General features: G+C 52.6%; 16 protein-coding genes. 4 read left to right on the forward strand and 12 right to left on the reverse strand.

Annotated elements, in window-relative coordinates:
* Nucleotides 1–757 precede the first annotated feature (757 nt).
* Nucleotides 758–1,732 (forward strand): YihY/virulence factor BrkB family protein, encoded by a 975-nt coding sequence (locus BMX00_RS05345; protein WP_090827936.1) that lies wholly within the window; start codon nucleotides 758–760, stop codon nucleotides 1,730–1,732.
* On the opposite strand, the gene BMX00_RS05350 is transcribed toward BMX00_RS05345, so the two are convergent.
* From BMX00_RS05350 to BMX00_RS05395, 10 genes are all read right to left on the reverse strand, one after another.
* A complete protein-coding gene (locus tag BMX00_RS05350; protein WP_090827938.1) occupies nucleotides 1,729–2,871 on the reverse strand; it encodes a glycosyltransferase in 1,143 nt (380 codons plus the stop codon). The genes BMX00_RS05345 and BMX00_RS05350 overlap by 4 nt on opposite strands.
* Before the next feature lies 1 nt (nucleotide 2,872).
* Nucleotides 2,873–3,679, reverse strand: a complete 807-nt coding sequence (locus BMX00_RS05355; RefSeq protein WP_090827940.1) for an amidohydrolase family protein — start codon at nucleotides 3,677–3,679, stop codon at nucleotides 2,873–2,875.
* A 15-nt stretch (nucleotides 3,680–3,694) separates the two neighbouring features.
* On the reverse strand, nucleotides 3,695–7,594 hold the full coding sequence (locus BMX00_RS05360) for an NAD(P)-binding protein (RefSeq protein WP_245727768.1): 3,900 nt from the start codon (nucleotides 7,592–7,594) through the stop codon (nucleotides 3,695–3,697).
* A gap of 471 nt (nucleotides 7,595–8,065) precedes the next feature.
* Nucleotides 8,066–9,226 (reverse strand): zinc-dependent alcohol dehydrogenase, encoded by a 1,161-nt coding sequence (locus BMX00_RS05365; RefSeq protein WP_090827942.1) that lies wholly within the window; start codon nucleotides 9,224–9,226, stop codon nucleotides 8,066–8,068.
* Nucleotides 9,227–9,368: 142 nt separating this feature from the next.
* The gene (locus tag BMX00_RS05370) at nucleotides 9,369–9,749 is read right to left on the reverse strand and encodes a hypothetical protein (RefSeq protein WP_090827944.1); all 381 of its coding nucleotides are present in this window, start codon (nucleotides 9,747–9,749) and stop codon (nucleotides 9,369–9,371) included.
* A gap of 151 nt (nucleotides 9,750–9,900) precedes the next feature.
* Nucleotides 9,901–10,701, reverse strand: coding sequence for an inositol monophosphatase family protein (locus BMX00_RS05375; RefSeq protein WP_090827946.1), 801 nt, complete (start codon nucleotides 10,699–10,701; stop codon nucleotides 9,901–9,903).
* Between the two features lie 46 nt (nucleotides 10,702–10,747).
* Complete coding sequence (locus BMX00_RS05380) at nucleotides 10,748–11,686, reverse strand: CHAD domain-containing protein (RefSeq protein ID WP_090827949.1); 939 nt, start codon at nucleotides 11,684–11,686, stop codon at nucleotides 10,748–10,750.
* A complete protein-coding gene (locus BMX00_RS05385) occupies nucleotides 11,683–12,225 on the reverse strand; it encodes an inorganic diphosphatase (protein ID WP_090827952.1) in 543 nt (180 codons plus the stop codon). The genes BMX00_RS05380 and BMX00_RS05385 overlap by 4 nt, the downstream gene beginning before the upstream one ends.
* 96 nt (nucleotides 12,226–12,321) lie before the next feature.
* A complete protein-coding gene (egtB, locus tag BMX00_RS05390) occupies nucleotides 12,322–13,647 on the reverse strand; it encodes an ergothioneine biosynthesis protein EgtB (RefSeq protein WP_090827954.1) in 1,326 nt (441 codons plus the stop codon).
* Between the two features lie 340 nt (nucleotides 13,648–13,987).
* Nucleotides 13,988–14,500 (reverse strand): hypothetical protein, encoded by a 513-nt coding sequence (locus BMX00_RS05395; protein ID WP_177171775.1) that lies wholly within the window; start codon nucleotides 14,498–14,500, stop codon nucleotides 13,988–13,990.
* A 200-nt stretch (nucleotides 14,501–14,700) separates the two neighbouring features.
* On the opposite strand from BMX00_RS05395, the gene BMX00_RS05400 reads away from it, so the two are divergent.
* Together BMX00_RS05400 and BMX00_RS05405 are read left to right on the forward strand one after the other, a co-directional pair.
* Nucleotides 14,701–15,978, forward strand: coding sequence for an SDR family oxidoreductase (locus BMX00_RS05400; RefSeq protein WP_090827955.1), 1,278 nt, complete (start codon nucleotides 14,701–14,703; stop codon nucleotides 15,976–15,978).
* Nucleotides 15,978–16,442, forward strand: a complete 465-nt coding sequence (locus BMX00_RS05405) for a DUF2269 family protein (RefSeq protein ID WP_090827957.1) — start codon at nucleotides 15,978–15,980, stop codon at nucleotides 16,440–16,442. The genes BMX00_RS05400 and BMX00_RS05405 overlap by 1 nt, the downstream gene beginning before the upstream one ends.
* 155 nt (nucleotides 16,443–16,597) lie before the next feature.
* Here BMX00_RS05405 and BMX00_RS05410 read toward each other — a convergent pair whose 3' ends face one another.
* On the reverse strand, nucleotides 16,598–17,347 hold the full coding sequence (locus tag BMX00_RS05410; protein ID WP_090827959.1) for a Nif3-like dinuclear metal center hexameric protein: 750 nt from the start codon (nucleotides 17,345–17,347) through the stop codon (nucleotides 16,598–16,600).
* Nucleotides 17,348–17,401: 54 nt separating this feature from the next.
* On the opposite strand from BMX00_RS05410, the gene BMX00_RS05415 reads away from it, so the two are divergent.
* Complete coding sequence (locus BMX00_RS05415) at nucleotides 17,402–18,595, forward strand: Do family serine endopeptidase (RefSeq protein ID WP_090827961.1); 1,194 nt, start codon at nucleotides 17,402–17,404, stop codon at nucleotides 18,593–18,595.
* Nucleotides 18,596–18,815: 220 nt separating this feature from the next.
* Here the strand turns inward: BMX00_RS05415 and tatC are convergent, their stop codons facing one another.
* The gene (gene tatC, locus BMX00_RS05420) at nucleotides 18,816–19,622 is read right to left on the reverse strand and encodes a twin-arginine translocase subunit TatC (protein ID WP_090827963.1); all 807 of its coding nucleotides are present in this window, start codon (nucleotides 19,620–19,622) and stop codon (nucleotides 18,816–18,818) included.
* Between the last annotated feature and the right edge of the window lie 38 nt (nucleotides 19,623–19,660).

The following is a 19,660-nucleotide window of genomic DNA, read 5'->3' on the forward strand; positions in this document are numbered from 1 at the left end:
AGCTGTCTTTTAGCTTAGGGTTTGCAGTCTCTTGCGCGCGAGCGGCAGCGGCTGCGCGGGAAACTTACAAGCAGGAACTTAGCAGTTAGTGCCAAGGTTATCGGAAAGATCGCCGGGTTCGGGCATGCTAGGGCTCGCGCGGTCATGCCGAGATTGGGAAGCGGAAGAGATGCTGTCGAACAATGGCTGGTTCTCATCCCGGTCATTCCATGGCTGTCCTGAAAAGTAGTGGGATGGCTTTTTAATTTTTTACTTCAAGGTATTCCGATCCGTTGAAAAGGACGTTATTCTGTTGACCTGCATACGAGTTTTTTCTCGATGGACGAGAGGGGTTGCGCTTCCGTATACCCATCCCTGATTCCTCTATATATTCCCGAACCCTTCGAGTTATTGCCCGGTTCGCCCAACCCTTCCAACACATATTCAAAGCCAAGGCATAGCCTGAGAAAAGGTTGCATCGTTGACCTAAGACCCCTCTGTAGACTCCCACTGTTGACTTCCACAGTTTCGGGCTTGGAGCCGGGCACCCAACACAGGCGAAAGGGATAATAGCCGAAGAAAAACCGTCCCCATCTAATCCATCGATGAAATCGTTGATTTCGTGCTGGGAGAGGTTAGTACTTTGGGTTAGTGCTTTGCCGTACATACCGACGCAACCACTTCCTCTATGGTACGTACTTCGAGTTTTCGTTTTAGACTTCCATTTCCTGCGCAAGAGCTCCAATGCTGCTTCCGCCGGATAGCGAAGGAGGGCCATATGGAAATCAAGCAGATATGGGCTCTGATCAAAGCCACTTTTTCGTCGTGGCTCGACGATTATGCACCGAGCATGGGTGCGGCGTTGGCTTATTATACGCTGTTTTCAATAGCGCCGCTTTTGCTGATCGTCATTTCGACCGCCGGGCTCGTCTTCGGCGAGCAAGCGGTGCGCGGGGAAATTTTTGGTCAATTGCGCGACTTAATGGGTGATCAGGGAGCCCAGGCGGTACAAAGCCTGCTTGAGAGTGTCAGCGAGCCAAAAAAGGGGGCCGCAGGAACAGCCATCGGAACAGTTTTACTGGTGATCGGCGCAACGACCGTACTGGGCGAGTTGCAGGATGCATTCGATCGCATCTGGCGTGTCCCCGCCAGAGATAAAAGCGGGGGTATATGGAGCCTGATCCGGACACGGCTATTATCGCTCGGGATCATTCTTGGCATCGGTTTCCTGTTAATCGTGTCGCTCGTGTTCAGCGCCGTAATGGCGGCGCTGGGTAAGTGGTGGGGACCCGCCTTTTCAGAGCTCGAGATGCTGGCTACAGTGGTGAATTTCTTCTTCAGCTTGCTGTTTATGTCCGTGCTATTCGCGATGCTTTACAAATTCATGCCGAAGGTCGAGCTTAAGTGGCGGGATGTCTGGGCTGGGGCGACCGTAACTGCGCTGCTGTTTATGGTGGGCAAGCTTCTGATCGGGATCTACATCGGTAAAAGCGCTATCAGTTCAGGGTTTGGCGCCGCCGGTTCGCTGGTTGTCGTGCTGGTGTGGGTCTACTATTCTGCCCAGATTTTTCTGCTTGGAGCTGAGTTTACGCGGGTGTATTCCCATGCTCGTGGTTCACGGAAAGACCAGTTTGTCTCCGAAACAGAAGCCGCAACGGTCCCTGTCAAAGGCCACAGTGCGGATGCGGATGGCGGAGCAATGCAGGAAAGAGCAATGAAAGACATGGGTACGCCTGTTTCGGTAAAACATTAGCGTTGCTCAATACCTCGCTCGCTACGAAATCCAGTCTGCGTGAGAGATTTCAATAAATCTATCGTCTGGTTGACGCTACTGCTGAGTTCAAAATTTTTCTCGGCTCGCTTCCGGGCAGCGCTTCCCATGGCTTGGCGCATGGATCGGTCTGACATCAGGGTTACAACGTTATCGGCAATACCGTTCAGGTCATTCAAATTGTTCAGGAATCCGGTTCGTCCCACCTCGACAATATCGATGACGCCGCCAACATTCGTTGAGATCACTGGCAAGCCCGACGCCATTCCTTCGATTATTGCGAGGGGCATTGCTTCGGAATATGAAGTCGACACCACAAGGTCAAGAGAAGCATAAACCTGAGGCATATCGCTTTGAAGGCCAACCATATGAACATATTTATTCAGGCCGAGATTATCGATGTCGTCCTTCAGCTTTTCCCGCAGGGGTCCGTCGCCCACCAAAACGAAGTGACAGTTTTTTAATGTCTTAAGTACGATGCTGGCAACTTTTATAAACACGTCCGGGCCTTTTTCCGGTGCAAGGCGTCCAATGAAGCCCACCAGTTGGGCATCCGGCGAACCCTTGATAATCGAGTGGAGATAGGCACTCTTGTCTGTTGGCCGGAAAATTCCGGTGTCCACTCCATTTGCGATGAAGCGCAATTTGCTGGCGGGGATGCCCAGGCTTAATGCTTGAAAATAAGCTGATTTGGCGACCACGCTGATATGGGTCTGCATCAGTTTATGAACTTCAAGATCGCGTATGCTAAGGTAACGGCCATGAATAGTGGCTAACGCCGGTGTTTCGGTCAACCTGCTCAGCATACCTGCCAATAAGTGCGCGTTGGGAAGATGCGCATGAATTACATCAATCGCATCCGCGCGAATAAGGCCGACCCCAAGCTGGATAGATTGCCAGTCAGTTTCATCAGTCATTGGCGCCAGATGGACGCTGCAACCCATTTCTCGTAATTGTGATGTGAAGTGGCTCTCGGATATACACAAGCATGTGACATGAAAGAGGTCCCGCGGCAGATGCTCAAGCAGGCGCAACACGTAGATTTCCATACCGCCAACGATAGAACCCCCAATGATTTGCAACAGATTAATCGGACGTTCGGCAGTCGAAATTATTTTCATGTCAATTAATTCCTAGCCAGGCGGCGGCTGTTCCTCCCATAATCCGTTCGCGGCTGCGTGTATCGATATCTAGACGCTCCAGGAGCGCTAAAACATCATCAATCCGGCTTTTGATCAGTTCACCGGGGCAAGGCAAAAATACGTCGCTGCCGAACTGCAATAATTCAGGTGTCAGGACAGCGATAGCTTTTCTCAAAACGTCCAGGCGATACGCGGGAGGCGCTCCGAAGGAAATGTCAAACCGGAACTGGCTGTTGTCCGAGGGAACCCCATTGATAAGGTCAATCAGACCGACGGCATTTGCCTCATCAGTCCATGGCCATCCCAAGTGAGCCAGGGTGACCCGCAAGCCGGGATGTTCCCGTATCGCTTCAAAAAACGTGGGACGGCAGAAGCGGCCGGATTTTCCGTCTATGAAAATACCGCTGTGAAACAGTATCGGCATGCCGAGATGAGATGCCGTGTCATAAAGTCGGTGTGCGCAGTCATCATAGGGATACCATCCGGCAGGCACCATCTTAAGACCGGAAAGACCCAGGTCATGCGCATGAGTTAAATCTTCACTTGCATTGTCGAGCGATGGATTGATTACCGCAAAACCGATCAGCCGATCCTTATCGTGGGCAATCAGCCGGGCCAGATACTGATTTGCCGACCGCAAGGATTCTCTATCATGCAGGGAATAGCTCCCGCTCAAAAACGGCGCAAGGACGATCGCCTTGTCTACCCCCGCCCAATCCAGTGCCTGTAGAACATCGGCAGCGTTTTCTTCGCCGGAACAGTGGATGTGGGCGTCTATTATCATCATGGGGTGAAATGCGGTTCACTCCGCTGCCGAGATTTTCTGTCTGGGCATCAATTGCTTGATGACATCCGCCGCTTTTTTTCCGGCTAAAAATGCATGATCTGAGTTGTAATATTCCCATTCGCTGTAGCGGCCCGACAAGATGATGTCGCGTTCAGCAAGCCACTTTTTGGCTTTTTCGACGTTATGCGCCCGTGCATGGTCGTATATGACATAAGCATAGGGCATATCTACGAGGTTGGCGGTAATTACTTTATCGTCCTGTTTCAGTAGACCCACTCTGATGGAGTCTTCAACGCACCGGTCGATCAATTTTTGACCATCGAAAGGAAGCGGCTTTGCGGGTGAATAGGATATCTCGCATGTCAGGCCGAATCCACCCGGCGGGTTGCAGCCGGGACTGGCGTTGCCCTGGAGAAAAATGCGATGGAAAATTGTATCTTCCGGGTAGTAAATCCAGTGCTTGTCCGAAATATTTTCTCGGCCAATACCGAGATTCACGCAGCGCACCGAAACATGGCGTAGCGCAGCCGCAACGTCCTTAATCGATTGAGGCGCTTCGTCGCCTATACGGCGGATCAACTCCGGCAAGGGCATCGTGCTGATCATATTTTCATAATGAAAGCGCCGCCCATCCGCCAGCGTAATTAAATGCTGATCCGGCGATATGTTCACCACTTCGGCGTTAAGTTCAACGGTGCCCTTGATATGGGGAAGAAACCCCGACATCATCGCCTGGAAACCGCCGCGTAAAGGATAGCCAAAGCGTGCGTTGGGACCCATCGGTTTAGCCACGGGCTGGAGCGCGCCCTCGATGATTTCGTCTAGGTCAGGTAAGGGGACGCGTCCTCCAAGCCAGGAAGTTTCCATTTCGGACAAGGGAACCGTCCAGAGTTTTTGATTGTAGGGTATCGCAAAATGCTTGGCGATACCGGCACCCCACATTCTATAAATGAACTTTTCAAAATTTTCCGATTTACTCGCGGCATGCCCGGATTCCTGATGTACAACGGTTTTTCCAGTATCCGGCACTGTTCCGTCAGCGCAGCAGTCCGATAAGGGGGTCGCCGCGCCGTCTATGACCGGGCAGGCTGCAGACGCAGACCTGGAGTCCGGCTTTTTCAACGCGCCATAACGCGATTCCATGGCGCCGATTATGCACTCCTTGATTACGTTTGGCGGCAGCCCGTACAGAGCACCTTGGAATGGATAACGGGTATGGACGCCCTTGCTGTATACCCAAGCCTCACGATTTTGCCAGTGGACATTGTTGCCGAGCAGGGTCTTGTACAACTTCTGGACATACTCGTCATTCGAAAACATGATGTGTCCGGCATGATCGAAGGTAAAACCCTTATCCTCAATTGAGCGGCACCATCCTCCGACGGTGGAATTTTTTTCCAGTAAAAGCGTATCTTCGTCAAGATGATAAGCTGCGCTCAACCCCGTAGGTCCAGCACCAATTATGATGCACTGTTTGTTTTCCACCGGTGCCGGCGCCGGCAATGTTTGAGGTTCGCAATGGGTGAGTGCGCCGGGCTTCAATTGTGATTGTGCCAGATTCATTGTTTCTTCCTTTTGTGCGGTTGTCAGCTGCATCAGCTCCTGCATCTTTTCCGCTGTCGTGTTCCAGGAGGTTTCCAGCACCATTTCCCTCATCTTTACCACAGTTCGCTTATGCTCCTCGGGCGTGGTCAATAACGCATCCTCGCAGGCTCTAATAAAAGCTTGCGGCGAGGCAGCGATCGCTACCACCTTCCCATAGAGATCCACAACGTCATTAATAGCAGTACTTACAATAGGGAGTTCAGCGGCCATGTACTCGAGGGTTTTGGTGGGGCTGATGAAGCGGGTTGATTCGTTCAACGCGAATGGCAGCAAGCATACGTTCCATCCGGCCAGAAAATGCGGAAGTGCCTTGTACGGCTGCTGACCCAGGTAGTGAATGTTGTGCCGGCGTGGCAATGTGGCTGGATCTATTTTGACCACCGGACCTACTAGAACGATCTGCCATTGTGGATGGGCATCGGCAATCCGGGCGATAAGTTCTGTATCGATCCGCTCATCTATGACACCGTAATAACCGAGGCGGGGTCCCGGGATGTCTTCGTGCGCGGGGTGACCATTGTTGCGGTCGCGTGCTTGTTCGAAATGCACCACATCGACACTGCTTGGGAAGCAGTGAACGTTCGGGTGGCGTTCGCGCTTTGCGCGATAGAGGCTTGGGCCTCCGGTAAAAACGAGGTCTGCTACTTTCAGTAATGCATTCTCACGTTGAAGCATTTGTTTCGGCGAGTTCTTGAAATTTGCAAGTTCGTCCATGCAATCATAGATCACTAGGGAAGGATTCAACTCCTGCAATAGTGGTAATGCCATTGGCGTGTAAAACCAGGCCATATGCTCTTCCTCGATACCCACGAATTGGCGCATCAGCTTGATCAAATGAGGTAATTGCTCATCATGAAACCCCACCACGTTTACGGGTGTGTGAGGCTTGAGCACGGTTATGTTGGGTCCGGGCACGGATATTTCCAGAAAGCTGTCATGCTCGTGGAATATCGGTTCCTCGATGAAAACAATTTTATGGTTTTCAGCCAGTCTCGACAGAAGATGTTGTGGGCGCTGATACACAAAGTCCCAGCGGAGGTGGGAAAAAACAATAATTGTTGTCATTGCAGCTCCTTCAATGATGGGTGGGGCTTGATTTGGAAAAGGATGTGAGGACAGCTGTCTTGTCAGCCGTTGAGCGTCACGTAATCCACCGGCATACGGCTCGGATAAAACCCGCTGATAATGTTTTTCTTCTTTGCCGTTAATATCTATTTCCCATAAGCCGCTCTTATGCCACCGATGAGGGTCGTCCCAATCAGGTCGATCCAGTATCGGATACACGCATATGCCATGCAGGTCCACGCCGAATTGTTGAGCCATGACGGCTTGCTGAGCTACGTCTTTGATCCATGCGCCCCGGCCGCTCCCAACATGGCTGGTTTCGGACAGTAAAACGGGCCGGCCGTAGCGGTGATAAGCTTCGGTTAACAGACTGTACAGAGGGATTCGATGGGGATGATCCAGATGCCACCAGAGGCTTTCGCCTTCGAGCTGCAGTTGATCTTCAATTTGCCATTGATTACTGTGGTAATAGTTGACTCCAATCACATCCAGAAAGCGGGGAGCTCCGCCCAGTTCCGGCTCCTTGTTTCCGCATAGCATATCCCACGCATCGAATTGGCATTCGCGGTATGCCGTTGCGTGATCCTCAAGATCAGGCCGGTCATGATGCGCTGCGACGTGTATCAGAGGATCACAGTGCAGGATGCGGGCAGAAGGATTGATTTCCCAGATTACTTCACAGCTCTTCAGGGCGGCACGCACCAATTGGCGTTTCAGTTCTGTGCCGCCATCCTCCTTAAGATTGCCGCACATAAATTGATTTTTTGCAAGGGCCCAACTTGCGAAGGAAATCTCGTTAATGGGTGAATAAACGGAAACGCATCCGGCATGGGAGAGTGACTCCAAATAAGCTACTGCATGTCGGCAATACAGCGAAAACCGGTCAATAAAGGCGGGGGAATAGACGTCAACGTCGTCAGGCCACCCGTAATGGCACAGTGTCCATATCACCTGTAACCCAAGCTCCCTTGCTGCGCGTGCGCGCGATTCAACCGAAGAAAAATCAAAGCGCCCATTCTTTTCGACCGATCGCCAGCCAACGCTTTCCCTCACCGTTTTGATTTCGAAATCTCTTAACAGAAGATAGTCGTCATATGCGCGATCGGCGTGTTGCGTAATTTTATTCATGGATAAGGGCAGGCCGAGGCTATTGATGTGATCCGCCCCTTCGTAGCCTGCCTGCCAGTAGGACAAAAATAATTCCTTGCGATTGCTCATGGGGATTTTTGCAGTAAGGTCCATCATTTATTTGTGCTCGTCATAATCGTTGTTTTTGCAGAGGGCGACTGTGCGATAACGTACATTCAGCTTTTTGGTTCAGCTGTATAGGAGCCACGCATTAGAGGAAGGGATTTCGGCTCACCGACATACGGGGCGTGTAAGAAACTGACGACTCCTCGTTTCCCGTGTGACGAGCTGCGAGACAATTGGCCTGCCCAGTTTGGGATTACCAAGGCAAAAAGGCTAAAAAGGGATAAAAGGGCTGATACGCACCGGGAACCTGGACAAGTCCGGAGATATGACAACTTTATATACGGTCAACCGGACATTGATAACCCGCCCACTAGCCCGCTTACCTGCGCGATGTGAATGCCGGGTGGTTCGAGAAAAGCAACGCCGTCGGAACCTGTTTCAACGGAATACCGCCCGCTTGCCGCGAACTCAAAAACTGAGCAATCGAACTTTGGCCGGTACAGAAACAGGGGTCCACAACCCCTATGGAGTCAGGACAACTTTACGGCAGCCATCTTCTTTCTTTTCGAAAATCTTGTATCCGTTGGCGGCTTCAGCGAGCGGCAAACGATGGCTGATGATGACGTCGGGATGCAGTTTGCCTGATTCGATATATCCCAGCAGTTCCGGCAGGAAGCGTTGCACATGAGTCTGGCCCATTTTGAATACCAGACCTTTATCGAACGCATCCCCAAAAAGGAACCCGTGGATGAACCCGGCATAAACGCCGGGGACGCTGACCGTGCCGCCGCGGCGCACCGCCGCGATACATTGGCGCAAGGCCGTGCCACTGCTGCCTTCAAGCTTGAGGTTGGTCAATACGGTTTCGAGCGCACTGCCTTTGGCTTCAAACCCTATGGCATCGATCGTTGCGTCCACCCCTCTGAAGGCTGTATTTTCGATAATGACTTCAGCGGGGTCGACTTCGTCGAAATTGATAGGTATCACATCATACGTATGGCGTGCAAATTCGAGCCGATATGAATGATGATCGACCATGAAAATTTTTTCTACACCCAACATGCGAGCGCAGGCGGCTGTCATTAAACCGACCGGACCTGCACCAAAGATAGCGATACTCGACCCGGGCCCCACCTCGGCGTTCACAACCGCCTGATATCCTGTCGGTAAAATATCGCTCAGGAAAAGTACACGCTCATCGGCAAGTGTATCGGGAACTTTTATCGGCCCGACGTTCGCCCTGGGCACTCGCACATATTCGGCCTGGCCCCCCGGGACGCCGCCATACAGATGGGTATAGCCAAAAAGCGCCGCACCCGGCCGGATTTCCTTTTTGTTCATTATTGCGCCACGGTCCGGGTTGGTGGTTTCACACGCGGCAAATAGCTGTTTCTCACAAAAGAAACAGTGCCCGCATGCAATGACGAACGGAACAACCACTTTATCGCCTTTCTTGAGCTGCGCTATCTCTGATCCGCTGTCGACAACCACTCCCATGAACTCATGACCCAGAATATCCCCATCCTTGAGTTCCGGCATTTTTCCGCGATACAGGTGCAGGTCTGAACCGCAAATCGCAGTGGCCGTAATTTTTAGAATGATGTCATCCGGCTCCTGCAGTACCGGATCGGGCACCGTCTCTACGCGAACGTCGTAACTGCCGTGATAGGTAAGTGCATGCATTTGACTTCTCCAAGAGTGAGTTCCCGGTGGACTTCGCTTCTCCGGCGTTTTGCTGGCATGGAGGTAACTGTCGCCTAAGCAGGCCCAAAGAAAACCAGAGCATAAAAATGGGTGTACGGTTGCCGGATTCCTGGCCAGCCAACTATCGCGGCAGCGGTGTGCCGCCCGGTGGAGTTGGCGGTGGGAGACTTCCACCCGGTAATCTTGATGCCTCTTCTGGGCTGATTCTCCCGTCGCGGTCGATGTCCGCGGCTTCTCTGTTGGCCCGATCCAGCTTATCCCTTACCACATCGCGGCCAGCTGTTGAGCCGGTGCCGGGATAATTGGATTGCATGGAGCCTGTGCCGCTCTGTCCTGGTGCGGGGGGTTGCCCGATGATGGAACCCGCTTGCCCGGGTGGCTGCCCGACAATGGAACCTGCCGGCCCCGGTGTGACTTGAGCATGAATGGCACCTATTCCTGAAACCATCAGAGTGATGGCGAGTGCCAATGGATGAGCGAAAAATATTAAAGAGGATTTCATGAGATACTCCGGGAAAAGCAAAGCGAAGATAAGTTCGGCAAGCTGCCCGAATGTTACCCGGACACTTCTTCATTTTCGGTGCGGCACCGCACTATCCCGGAGCTGCCGCGGAACTGGCGGATGAACTGACGTCTTGTAACCCGGGCCTTATTCAGGAGTTCCTCAAAGCATCAATCGTTGCGTCCAATAGCGTCTTTGTGGCTGCAGCAATGACGCGGCCATCGGAATGCAAACCGAGAGGATTTCCGCTCCAATCGCTCATCCATCCCCCCGCACCCAGGACAACCGGAACAATCGGCAGATAATCAAACGGTTCGAGGCCATCTTCCAATACCAGGTCGCAGTATCCGGACGCAAGCAAGCCATATGCGTAACAATCACACGACGGGCGCGATACCGCTACTCGTTCGCTGAGTGCATCAACTGCATCTGACTCGCCGGTATGCGAAGCGTTGTACGTGGCGTGGTACAGCCGTGCCCGGCTGAGCGACCTGCATGCGCTGACCATTGCCGCGTGGGCGGTATGCTGGTCATAGTACGTTGTGTGTTGTTTGCCATCTCCTGCCCATCGCTCTCTCATCACAGGAATATCGATCAACCCGGCAAAAGGCTCATCCGAGCGGAGCAAGCCGATAAGCGTGCCAAAAAGAGGATTTCCGATGACGAAACTCGCCGTACCATCGATAGGGTCGAGAACCCAACTGTTTTCGCGTGGTATACTGCCGTATTCTTCACCGATAATGCCGTGATGAGGATACCGTTCCCGGATCACGTGGCGGAGTATGTTTTCGATCTCCCGATCAGCTACGGTTACAGGGCTTTCGTCAGCCTTGGGCATAATGTCCAGAGGAGTGCGAAAGTAGCGTAGAGCAATTGGCCGCGCGCGGTCGGCTAGATGATGTGCAAACCCTAATACTTGCTCGGCATTCATTGCTAAACGCTCGGGGTTCATGAAAAATTAAGGAGATCCTGCTCAAAGGCGGACATCTCCGGCGGAATCATTGCGGACTTGAGCTCGAGGGTGCGCTGGAGGGAAGCGGCATACGCTTCATCAATCCCTTTCTAAACTTTCCTGCCTTCTGTTCGTAGAGTTTCTTCCCTAACTTGAACGCGCTCTTTTCCAGTTTCACCCGCCGGCGTTCGATCAACTCATGCAATATTCTTATTGCGGCGGAATCAACTGGCGTATACGTAGCTCGGGAGATCTCCACGGATAGCACCGCAAGCTCATGATCGTCCCCCAAGCGGTCTCCAAGACGATCGGCCCGCTTCAGGATTTTTTTGGGGGTACGGCCATCTTCTGAAGACGTAAGCCCATCGATTGAATTGAACAGATATTTGACCTGCTTCCTATATTCATGAAGTGCTTCGGTGGTCCTCGCCGCCTTCGCTTCTGCGAACGCCTTGCGGCCCGTCCGATAGATGCGCTGGAGTCCTGAACCAATCACTGCAGAGTCAATGGATAAAAAGTCCTCACGTTTTGCCAACACCAGGCTATCCTCGAGTAATCGGATGCAACGCTTCAATTCTGCCGACTTGGCCGGCAGGTCCAGATGAAGATGGCGTCGCGCTTTCGTTAAATTCGAGTGCAAAATCTTCTGAAGCGGTGCAAGCTCGACCCCTTGCAATTCATTCGAATATCGGTCATGCAGGGAATCAAAAGCATCGACCAGCGACCTGGCGTCTCGTATTGGCGATAGGATCCGGCCCGCGTCGCGCAGACCCGAGTTTTCCATCCGGTAAGCCGCATTGCTCATTCCGTCCCGCAACAGCTTCAGCGCTGCGCGCGCCCTCTTCAATGCCTTTCGCGCAGCGTGAATATTTTCATCCGGGATGGGTTGCGCAGAATCAAGTTGTCCCAATGCTTCTTCGATCGTTTCATGCAGCAGCCTGTATGCCGGGTTGGCAGGACGCGCTGAGCGGGTTGCCTGTTTCATTGCTTCTCTTGGCGCTTGTAGCGCCGCTCCGCTGTGGACAATGCCTTGTCGGCTTCTTCAGGCCCGCCGCGATTGAGCGGCTTATATTCGCGCCCCTGTATGCGGTTATAAGAAATAAAAAAATGCTCAATTTCGGTTAACCAGGCGTCGGGCAGTTCATCTATACTTGAAAACAAGGCTGGATTCGCCGGGGTTACCGGCACGGCCAGGAGCCGATCGTTACGGATAGTCTTGTTTTTCTCGGTCTGCTCCGCGGAAATTATACCGATCAGTTTCCCGCTCACAAGGCATCCGGGAAAGCTTGGCGCTTCGGTGATTAAAAGAACGTCCAGCGCATCCCCATCCTCAGCGAGAGTCTTAGGGATGGAGCCAAAATCAAACGGGAACGCAGCACCGGTAGGCAGAATCCGGCTCAAGCGAAAGCATTGTACTTCCTCATCATATTTAAACTTATTACGGCTGCCTTTGGGCGTGTCAATAATAATATTGATGAGTCCCGATCCCGTTCTGGGCAGGATAGTATCAAAAGGCGTGGTCATGCGATCGCTCCTTTTAATTTATCTCAATTTACAGGTTACAAGATTTACTATTGCCCACAACGTCACCCGTTACTTTGCCCAGCTGTGTTTTCGCGATCAACGGGCGTCCCGCGCCAAGCGGATGCCTGAAAACTGCCAACAGGTCTCGGCAGGGAAAAAATTGCGAAAACTCGGACGGATGCGCTTTAAAGGCGTGATACACGATCCGCCGCGAAGCACATACTGGTTTACCATCGATCTGCTGTTATATTCACCTACCGCCTCATCCCAGACTGTGGACATCGGCTTGCTGGCATTCGCTTTCGCCGGACTGTACCCCGGATACGGCGAATAGCTGGACTGCGTCCATTCCCATACATCACCATAAAGCTGAGCCAAGCCCATGGAATTACGGGGACTGGCGAAAGGATGAAAGCGCCCGTTCTCCGCAAAATTTCCATCAATTTGCTGCCTCCAAGCTGCATTTTCCCACTCGGCTTCGGTGGGCAGCCGGGCGCCGGCCCATCGCGCGTAGGCATCAGCTTCATAATATGAAACATGGACTACAGGTAGATCGGCATTCAATGGCTGCATGCCCATAAGGGTGAACTCCTGCCATTCGTTACCCTTCCTGTGCCAGTACAAGGGATGGCTATGATTATGAGCTCTCAGCCAATCCCATCCCTCCGATAGCCATACGCCTGGATCGCGATAGCCGCCCGCCTCAACGAACTGAAGATAATCCCCATTAGTGACGAGGCGTGAAGCGAGGCGGTAGGGCTCAACATATTCTTTATGCCGGGGCGATTCATTGTCATAACAAAACCCTTGGCCGGCATATCCGATTTCAACAATGCCGCCTTCAAAGTCACGCCAATCCATCACTGTCGGAGTTGCAGGCAACTGTTGTCCGGGCAATTGATAGCTTGGCTCCAGCGGATTTTGCGATAGAAGATGCTTTATATCGGTCAGCATCAGTTCCTGATGTTGTTGTTCATGATTAAGGCCCAGAACTGTCAGGGCATACAGCATTTCATCATCATAAGGAGGCGAATGCAGAAGCCTTTGTAAACGCTCATCCACACTCCCGCAATAATCCTGAATTACTGACAGTGATGGCCGTGTGAACAATCCGCGCTTGGGATCAGGATGAGTTTCTCCCTCCGCATTATAGGAACTGAACATGGAGCGAAAAGCCGGGTGGAACGGTTTAAATGCGGGCTCGTAAGGTGACAGCACGAAAGTTTCGAAAAACCAGGCTATGTGTCCCAAATGCCATTTGACCGGGCTGGCATCCGGCAATGAGTGGACACAGCAGTCCTCGGTGGATAACGGAGCTATCAATTGGGCCGTACGGTCGCGAATGCTCGCGTATTCGGCATAAAGATCGCTGGCTGATTGACGTCCCGTTTTGCTAATCTCGGCCTGAGCGTGTACATGCATACGATATAGACAACGGCTGTGTCGGAATTGATAAAGATAAAAACAAACAGAGTGAAAGCAAACAGTACGTATCTATCATACAGATGATAAGCGGTCGACTAAGCCCATTCCGTGCGATAACGCACGTTCTGCGCTTTGCCCTTTGAGGTACAGTAATAGTACATACTTGGTACCTAAGCGAAGCGCGAAGCGGGCGGCCGCCGTGAACCGTTCAGTAAGGCTCTTGATAAACCCAAGACAGCGGATGGTAGGGCGCCAAGGACCTACTTCTAACGATTGTTACAATTGGTTACAACTGGCAAGTCTAGGTCTGGGTTTGATGCTGCATTTATAGCTGGCTTCAGCTGTCAGATGAGGAACGGTGATGGGCGCCTTTGTATCGATCCGCCGCGAAAGCGGCAGCAGCTAATCCAAGAGCAAAGCTACCATACACCATCAGCAAGCCGTTCTTTGACAGACGACGTTCGAAACCGGGCGTCAAGCGCTTGGGTGTAAAGTGAAAATCGACGGTATAAGCTGCCGCGGTTGTAACGACCGCGGGCACGATCACGGCTGTTACGGCATCAGCCCGAGCCAGACGCTGCCGAAGTTTTTCGTGCAAGACTGCCCAAAAGACGGATGCTGCGTGATGTATCAGGTAGCCAACGATAGTGTACCGCAGGCTGAAGCGATTCTCATAAGGCGCGTGTCTGCCCCAGATCCATTGGCTAGGCCCATTGATGGGTGCGGCCGATTTATCCAGTTCTGCCTTGCCCACCAGTGAGAGGCAAATGGTTGACGCAATGCTCGCTACGCTACCTGAAACCCATCCATCGTAAATTGTTTGACTCCAGGTTTTATGAGGATGTGCCATGGCAATGTCGTAAAAAAATAATAATTAATTCTTATTAGGACTTAAAAATAGTATCTGACTTTTCGTCGCATTGATAAAGTATAAGCGGAGTCTGACACGAATGTGAGGGAGTCCCAGGAAACCATTCCTATGGAATTTATGGGAATTATTCAACGCAACCCCGGCGTAACCTTGGCATACATTTGGATGAGATCTGAACAATGCCGACTGTATTGATCACGGGAGCCACCGGTTTTATTGGAAGCCATGTGGTCGCCGCGCTGGCGGACAGCGGGTATCCCGTTGTCTGTACAGTGACAGCGCCTCCCAAGAATAACGGGATGAGCCGATTTCGTTTGATTCCTGTCGATTATACCCGGGACTTCGATATCAATACCTGGATACCACGGCTCGCGGGGATCGATGTCGTGATCAACGCCGTAGGAATATTACGAGAGCATGGCCGGCAAACATTCGAGTCGCTCCATGATCGCGCGCCGCGCGCCCTTTTCGCAGCGTGTGCCGCGGAAGGGATCAAGGTTGTACAGATATCCGCGCTGGGAGCGGATGAGAAAGCGCGTAGCCGTTATCATCTGAGCAAAAAAATTGCGGATGACGCCTTGCTGGCCTCGGGAACCAAGGCGGTGGTCGTACAGCCGTCATTGGTATATGGACAAGGGGGGGTGAGCGCCCGGTTGTTCAACCTCATGGCAAGTTTGCCCGTTATTCCCTTGCCTGGGCGGGGTGATCAGCAAATCCAGCCCATCCATATTGACGATCTAACCCGTGCCATTGTCAAATTGATCGAAACTGATCGGTATCAAGGGCAGCGCGTACCGCTCGTCGGCCCGGAACCACTTACACTGCAACGTTACTTAAGTGAACTGCGGCATTCGATGAGGCTGGGGCAAGGTACATTCTTGCATGTTCCGGTACTATTCGTCGATATGGCCGCGCGAGCGGGCCAATGGTTGGGGAAGGGCTTGCTCGATCCTGAATCATGGCAAATGCTTCAGCGAGGAAACACGGCAGATGCTCGCTCAACCCGGGATCTTCTCGGCCGCGAACCCCGGCCGGCCAGCCAATTTTTATCCCAATGGAATGTTACTGAGTTACGACTGGCGGCGCTTCTTGGTTGGCTGCAGCTCGTACTGCGCCTTTCCATTGCCGCGGTATGGTTAATTGCGGGCATCGTATCGCTTGGGGTTTATCCTGTAGAGGAGAGCTACGTTTTGCTTGCGCGCGTGGGGATAACCGGCCCGCTTGCTCCGATAGCACTCTATGGCGCAGCCGCGCTGGACATCGCTTTCGGCCTGGGCACGCTGTTCCTCCGGAATCGCAGGCCGCTCTGGATCGCTCAGGCAACACTCATCGCTGTTTATACACTTACCATTACTACTTACCTACCGGAATTCTGGTTGCATCCCTTTGGGCCGCTGGCAAAAAATCTCACTATCCTCGCGGTCATCTGGTTGCTGTATGAGTTGGAGAAGCGTTGATGGACTATGTTACAGCCAAATGGCTTCACATACTTTCTTCGACATTACTTTTTGGGACGGGGATCGGCACAGCGTTTTATCTATTTTCAGCTACCTTGACCAAGAACCCATTGATTATAGCGGCGGTTGCCAGGAATGTCGTCAACGCTGACTGGCTGTTTACCGCAACCTCTATCATTATCCAGCCCCTTACCGGCTTTTATCTCATCTATCTGGCCGACATTCCGCTGGCAAGCCGCTGGATTGCCTGGTCCATTGGCTTGTATCTGCTTATGGCGGCTTGCTGGCTTCCGGTAGTGTGGCTGCAGATCCGCATGCGGCAGCTGGCTGCGAAGGCGAGTGAAAATAAGACGGCTTTGCCTGATCTATATTGGCGTTATTTCCGCTTCTGGATCGCGCTTGGCATTCCCGCTCTTATCGCGCTTCTCATTGTCTTTTATCTCATGGTTGCCAAACCAGTATGAGCTGCCGGCCGTCCCTTGTGTGGTCTTTCCGGCCCATTTCTTGAGCCACGCCCTCCAAATTCAAAATGGAACTCGCGCTCTGGTTCGAGCTCGAGGTTTCTCCATGGGGAGAATTTATCTTTGGCATACCCGGAAGCCCGGATGCACCGGACTCCTCATACAGGGCTGTCTATATCTATGAATCGATGGGCAACACCAAATTTTCGGGATATATGCTCGCCTAATGCCTGTATGCCATACCGCTCCGTGGCGTGATGCCCAGCCGAGATAAATGCCACGCCGGATTCACGGGCGGCATGGACCATCCGCTCGGAAATTTCTCCCGTGATAAACGTATCCACGCCCAGGCGGATAGCCTCTTCGAAATAATCCTGAGCACCCCCGGTACACCAGGCTATGCGCCGCACGAGGCGCTCATCGTCACCAATTACCAGGGGTTTACGAGACAGCAGGCATTCAATGTTCCTGCGCAGCGCCTTGAGGCTCGACACCTCTGAGAGAAGTGATCCTTGCATGGCAATTCCCTGTTCACCAAAGCGGCCGGTTTCAACAAAACCCAGTTTGCGGCCGAGTTGTGCATTATTCCCCAGCTCCGGATGGGCATCCAGCGGTAAATGATAGGCGAGCAAGCCGATGTCGTGTGCCAACAGATATGAAATACGGCGGTGCTTCATGCCAACAATACACGGGTCCTCTCCACGCCAGAAATAGCCATGATGGACAATGACGGCGTCTGCACCCGCTTGTATCGCGGCTTGAAGGAATTCGAACGAAGCGGTTACCCCGCTGATCAGTTGACGAATTTCACTTCTGCCTTCCACTTGCAGGCCATTTGGGCAATAATCGCGAAAGCGGGCGACGTCTAGAAATTGATTCAAATAGATTTCGAGTTCATTTAATTTCATCAGTATTTATCCTATCCTTATAAAGATATTTTTCCGCTCGAAATCGGATTCTCGATGCACAAACTCTGGTTGATTTTCGCACAAACGACAACGATAGTCCTTGCGGCACTGTTTGTCGTTTCCACTTTGCGGCCCGACCTTTTGCCATGGAAATCACCCGGACCCGGTGGTGCGATGGTGACTGTAAGAGAAGCGCCTCTTGAAGCCGGGCCAAACGCGCTCCGCCCTAACAGCTTCGCTGACGCTGCTCAGAGAGCCATGCCATCGGTGGTGAATGTCTTTACCAGCAAAGAGGTCAAGGTTGCCCCTCATCCATTTATGGAAGACCCCTTTTTCCGGCGTTTCTTTGGTGATCGCCTCGAATCGTCACCGCAGAGCCGGCGGGCATCGAGTCTTGGGTCCGGTGTGATCGTCAGTCCTGAAGGCTATGTTCTCACCAATCATCATGTGATAGAGGCCGCGGACGAAATCGAGATTGCACTTGCTGATGGCAGAAAGGCCAAGGCGCGCGTAATCGGCTCAGATCCCGAGACTGATCTTGCCGTGGTGAAAGTGGATATGCAGGGACTTCCCACGATGACCTTCGGACATTCCGAGAGCGCGCGGGTCGGTGATATCGTGCTCGCTATCGGCAATCCCTTCGGTGTGGGTCAGACAGTAACCATGGGCATAATCAGTGCGCTGGGGCGGACACATCTGGGCATCAACACGTTTGAAGATTTCATCCAGACTGATGCCGCCATCAACCCCGGGAATTCGGGCGGAGCCCTGGTTGATACCTCAGGCAATCTGATAGGCATCAACACTGCGATTGTGTCGCGCACGGGTGGATCGCTTGGTATCGGCTTTGCCATTACAGCGAACGTTGCAAAGCAGATCATGGAACAGATCATTCAGAGCGGCGGCGTAACCCGTGGCTGGATCGGTGTGGAAGTGCAAGACTTGACCCCGGAGCTGGCGGAATCATTCAAGCGACCTAACATCAATGGGGCGTTGATCGCTGGGGTGCTAAAAGGCGGTCCTGCGGACCGGGCCGGAGTGAAACCGGGAGATATACTTGTTGCCGTGGACGGTAAGCCGGTAATCGATTCGTCCACGATGCTCAACCTGATCGCTGCCTTGTCGCCCGGAAAAACTGCTGCGATTACGGTGATCCGCAACGGGGCGGAGAAATCGATCAAAATCAACGTCGGCAAGCGCCCGAAACCCACGGCTCAGGAGCAATATGAAGGGCCTGATATGGAATAGAAATCCCTGAACAAGTCCCAGGCGGGCGCGACGACGGCTGTTCGGGTGGTGGGATGCGCGCCCCCAGCAATCCATAAGCGTGGTTGCCACATCCCCGACGCTGCCCGATCCCCAAAATGGCTGGTTCCCTCCTGTTACTGACGTCAATTTGAGGAAGGGATCAAATCTTGCTGCAGTCGTTACAGTGATGGGAAAGGAGCTGCAATCCAGGAGCTGCAACTCAGCGGTTTCCTTTTTCGTTATCGGGCGTACCTTTCTCGTAACTGGCGTTATCACTGCTCATTGGCTGGGTTGGTTGATAAGCTAACGCCGAAACCGGCTTTGCGATCAAACTTGCCGCCAATATCCCCAATTCGTAAAGCAGGTAAAGCGGTACCGCCAGCATGAATTGCGAGACGACATCGGGGGGAGTAAAGATCGCCCCGATCACGAATGCGCCAACGAGAACATAGCGGCGTATATCCTTTAACTTATCAATCGAGACGATCCCCATCCTGACCAGTATCACAACAAGTATGGGTACTTCGAAAGTGATGCCGAAAGCGATGAACATGGCCAAAACAAAGTCGAGATATCTGCCGATATCTGTCATGACGGCTACACCCTCGGGTGCGAAATGGGTAACGAATTCGAACACCAGGGGCAGCGCGGCAAAATAAGCGAAAGCCATGCCGCAAATGAACAGAAAACTGCTGGCGAGAACCAGCGGCAATATCAGGCGTTTTTCATGGGAATATAACCCCGGCGCGACAAATGCCCATAATTGATAGAGGGTGTGGGGGAGAGTAAGGATAAAAGCCACCATCATGGCAACCTTCATCGGCACGAAAAATGGTGTTACCACTTCGGTGGCGATCATCTGCCCGCCCTGCGGGAGCTTGTCCAGCAGAGGCTGTGCAAGCAGGGAATACAATTCTCGTGCGTAGTAAGCACACGGCAGAAAGCCGAGTACGAACCCTAAAAATACACGTATCAGTCTGGCCCGCAGTTCGACGAGATGCGAGATAAACGTTTCATCGGTACTCATGCTGTGAAAAGGAGCGGGCAGTGGAACCAGTCCACGTA

It is taken from the genome of Nitrosovibrio tenuis (genome assembly GCF_900109785.1).
Taxonomy (GTDB): domain Bacteria; phylum Pseudomonadota; class Gammaproteobacteria; order Burkholderiales; family Nitrosomonadaceae; genus Nitrosospira; species Nitrosospira tenuis_A.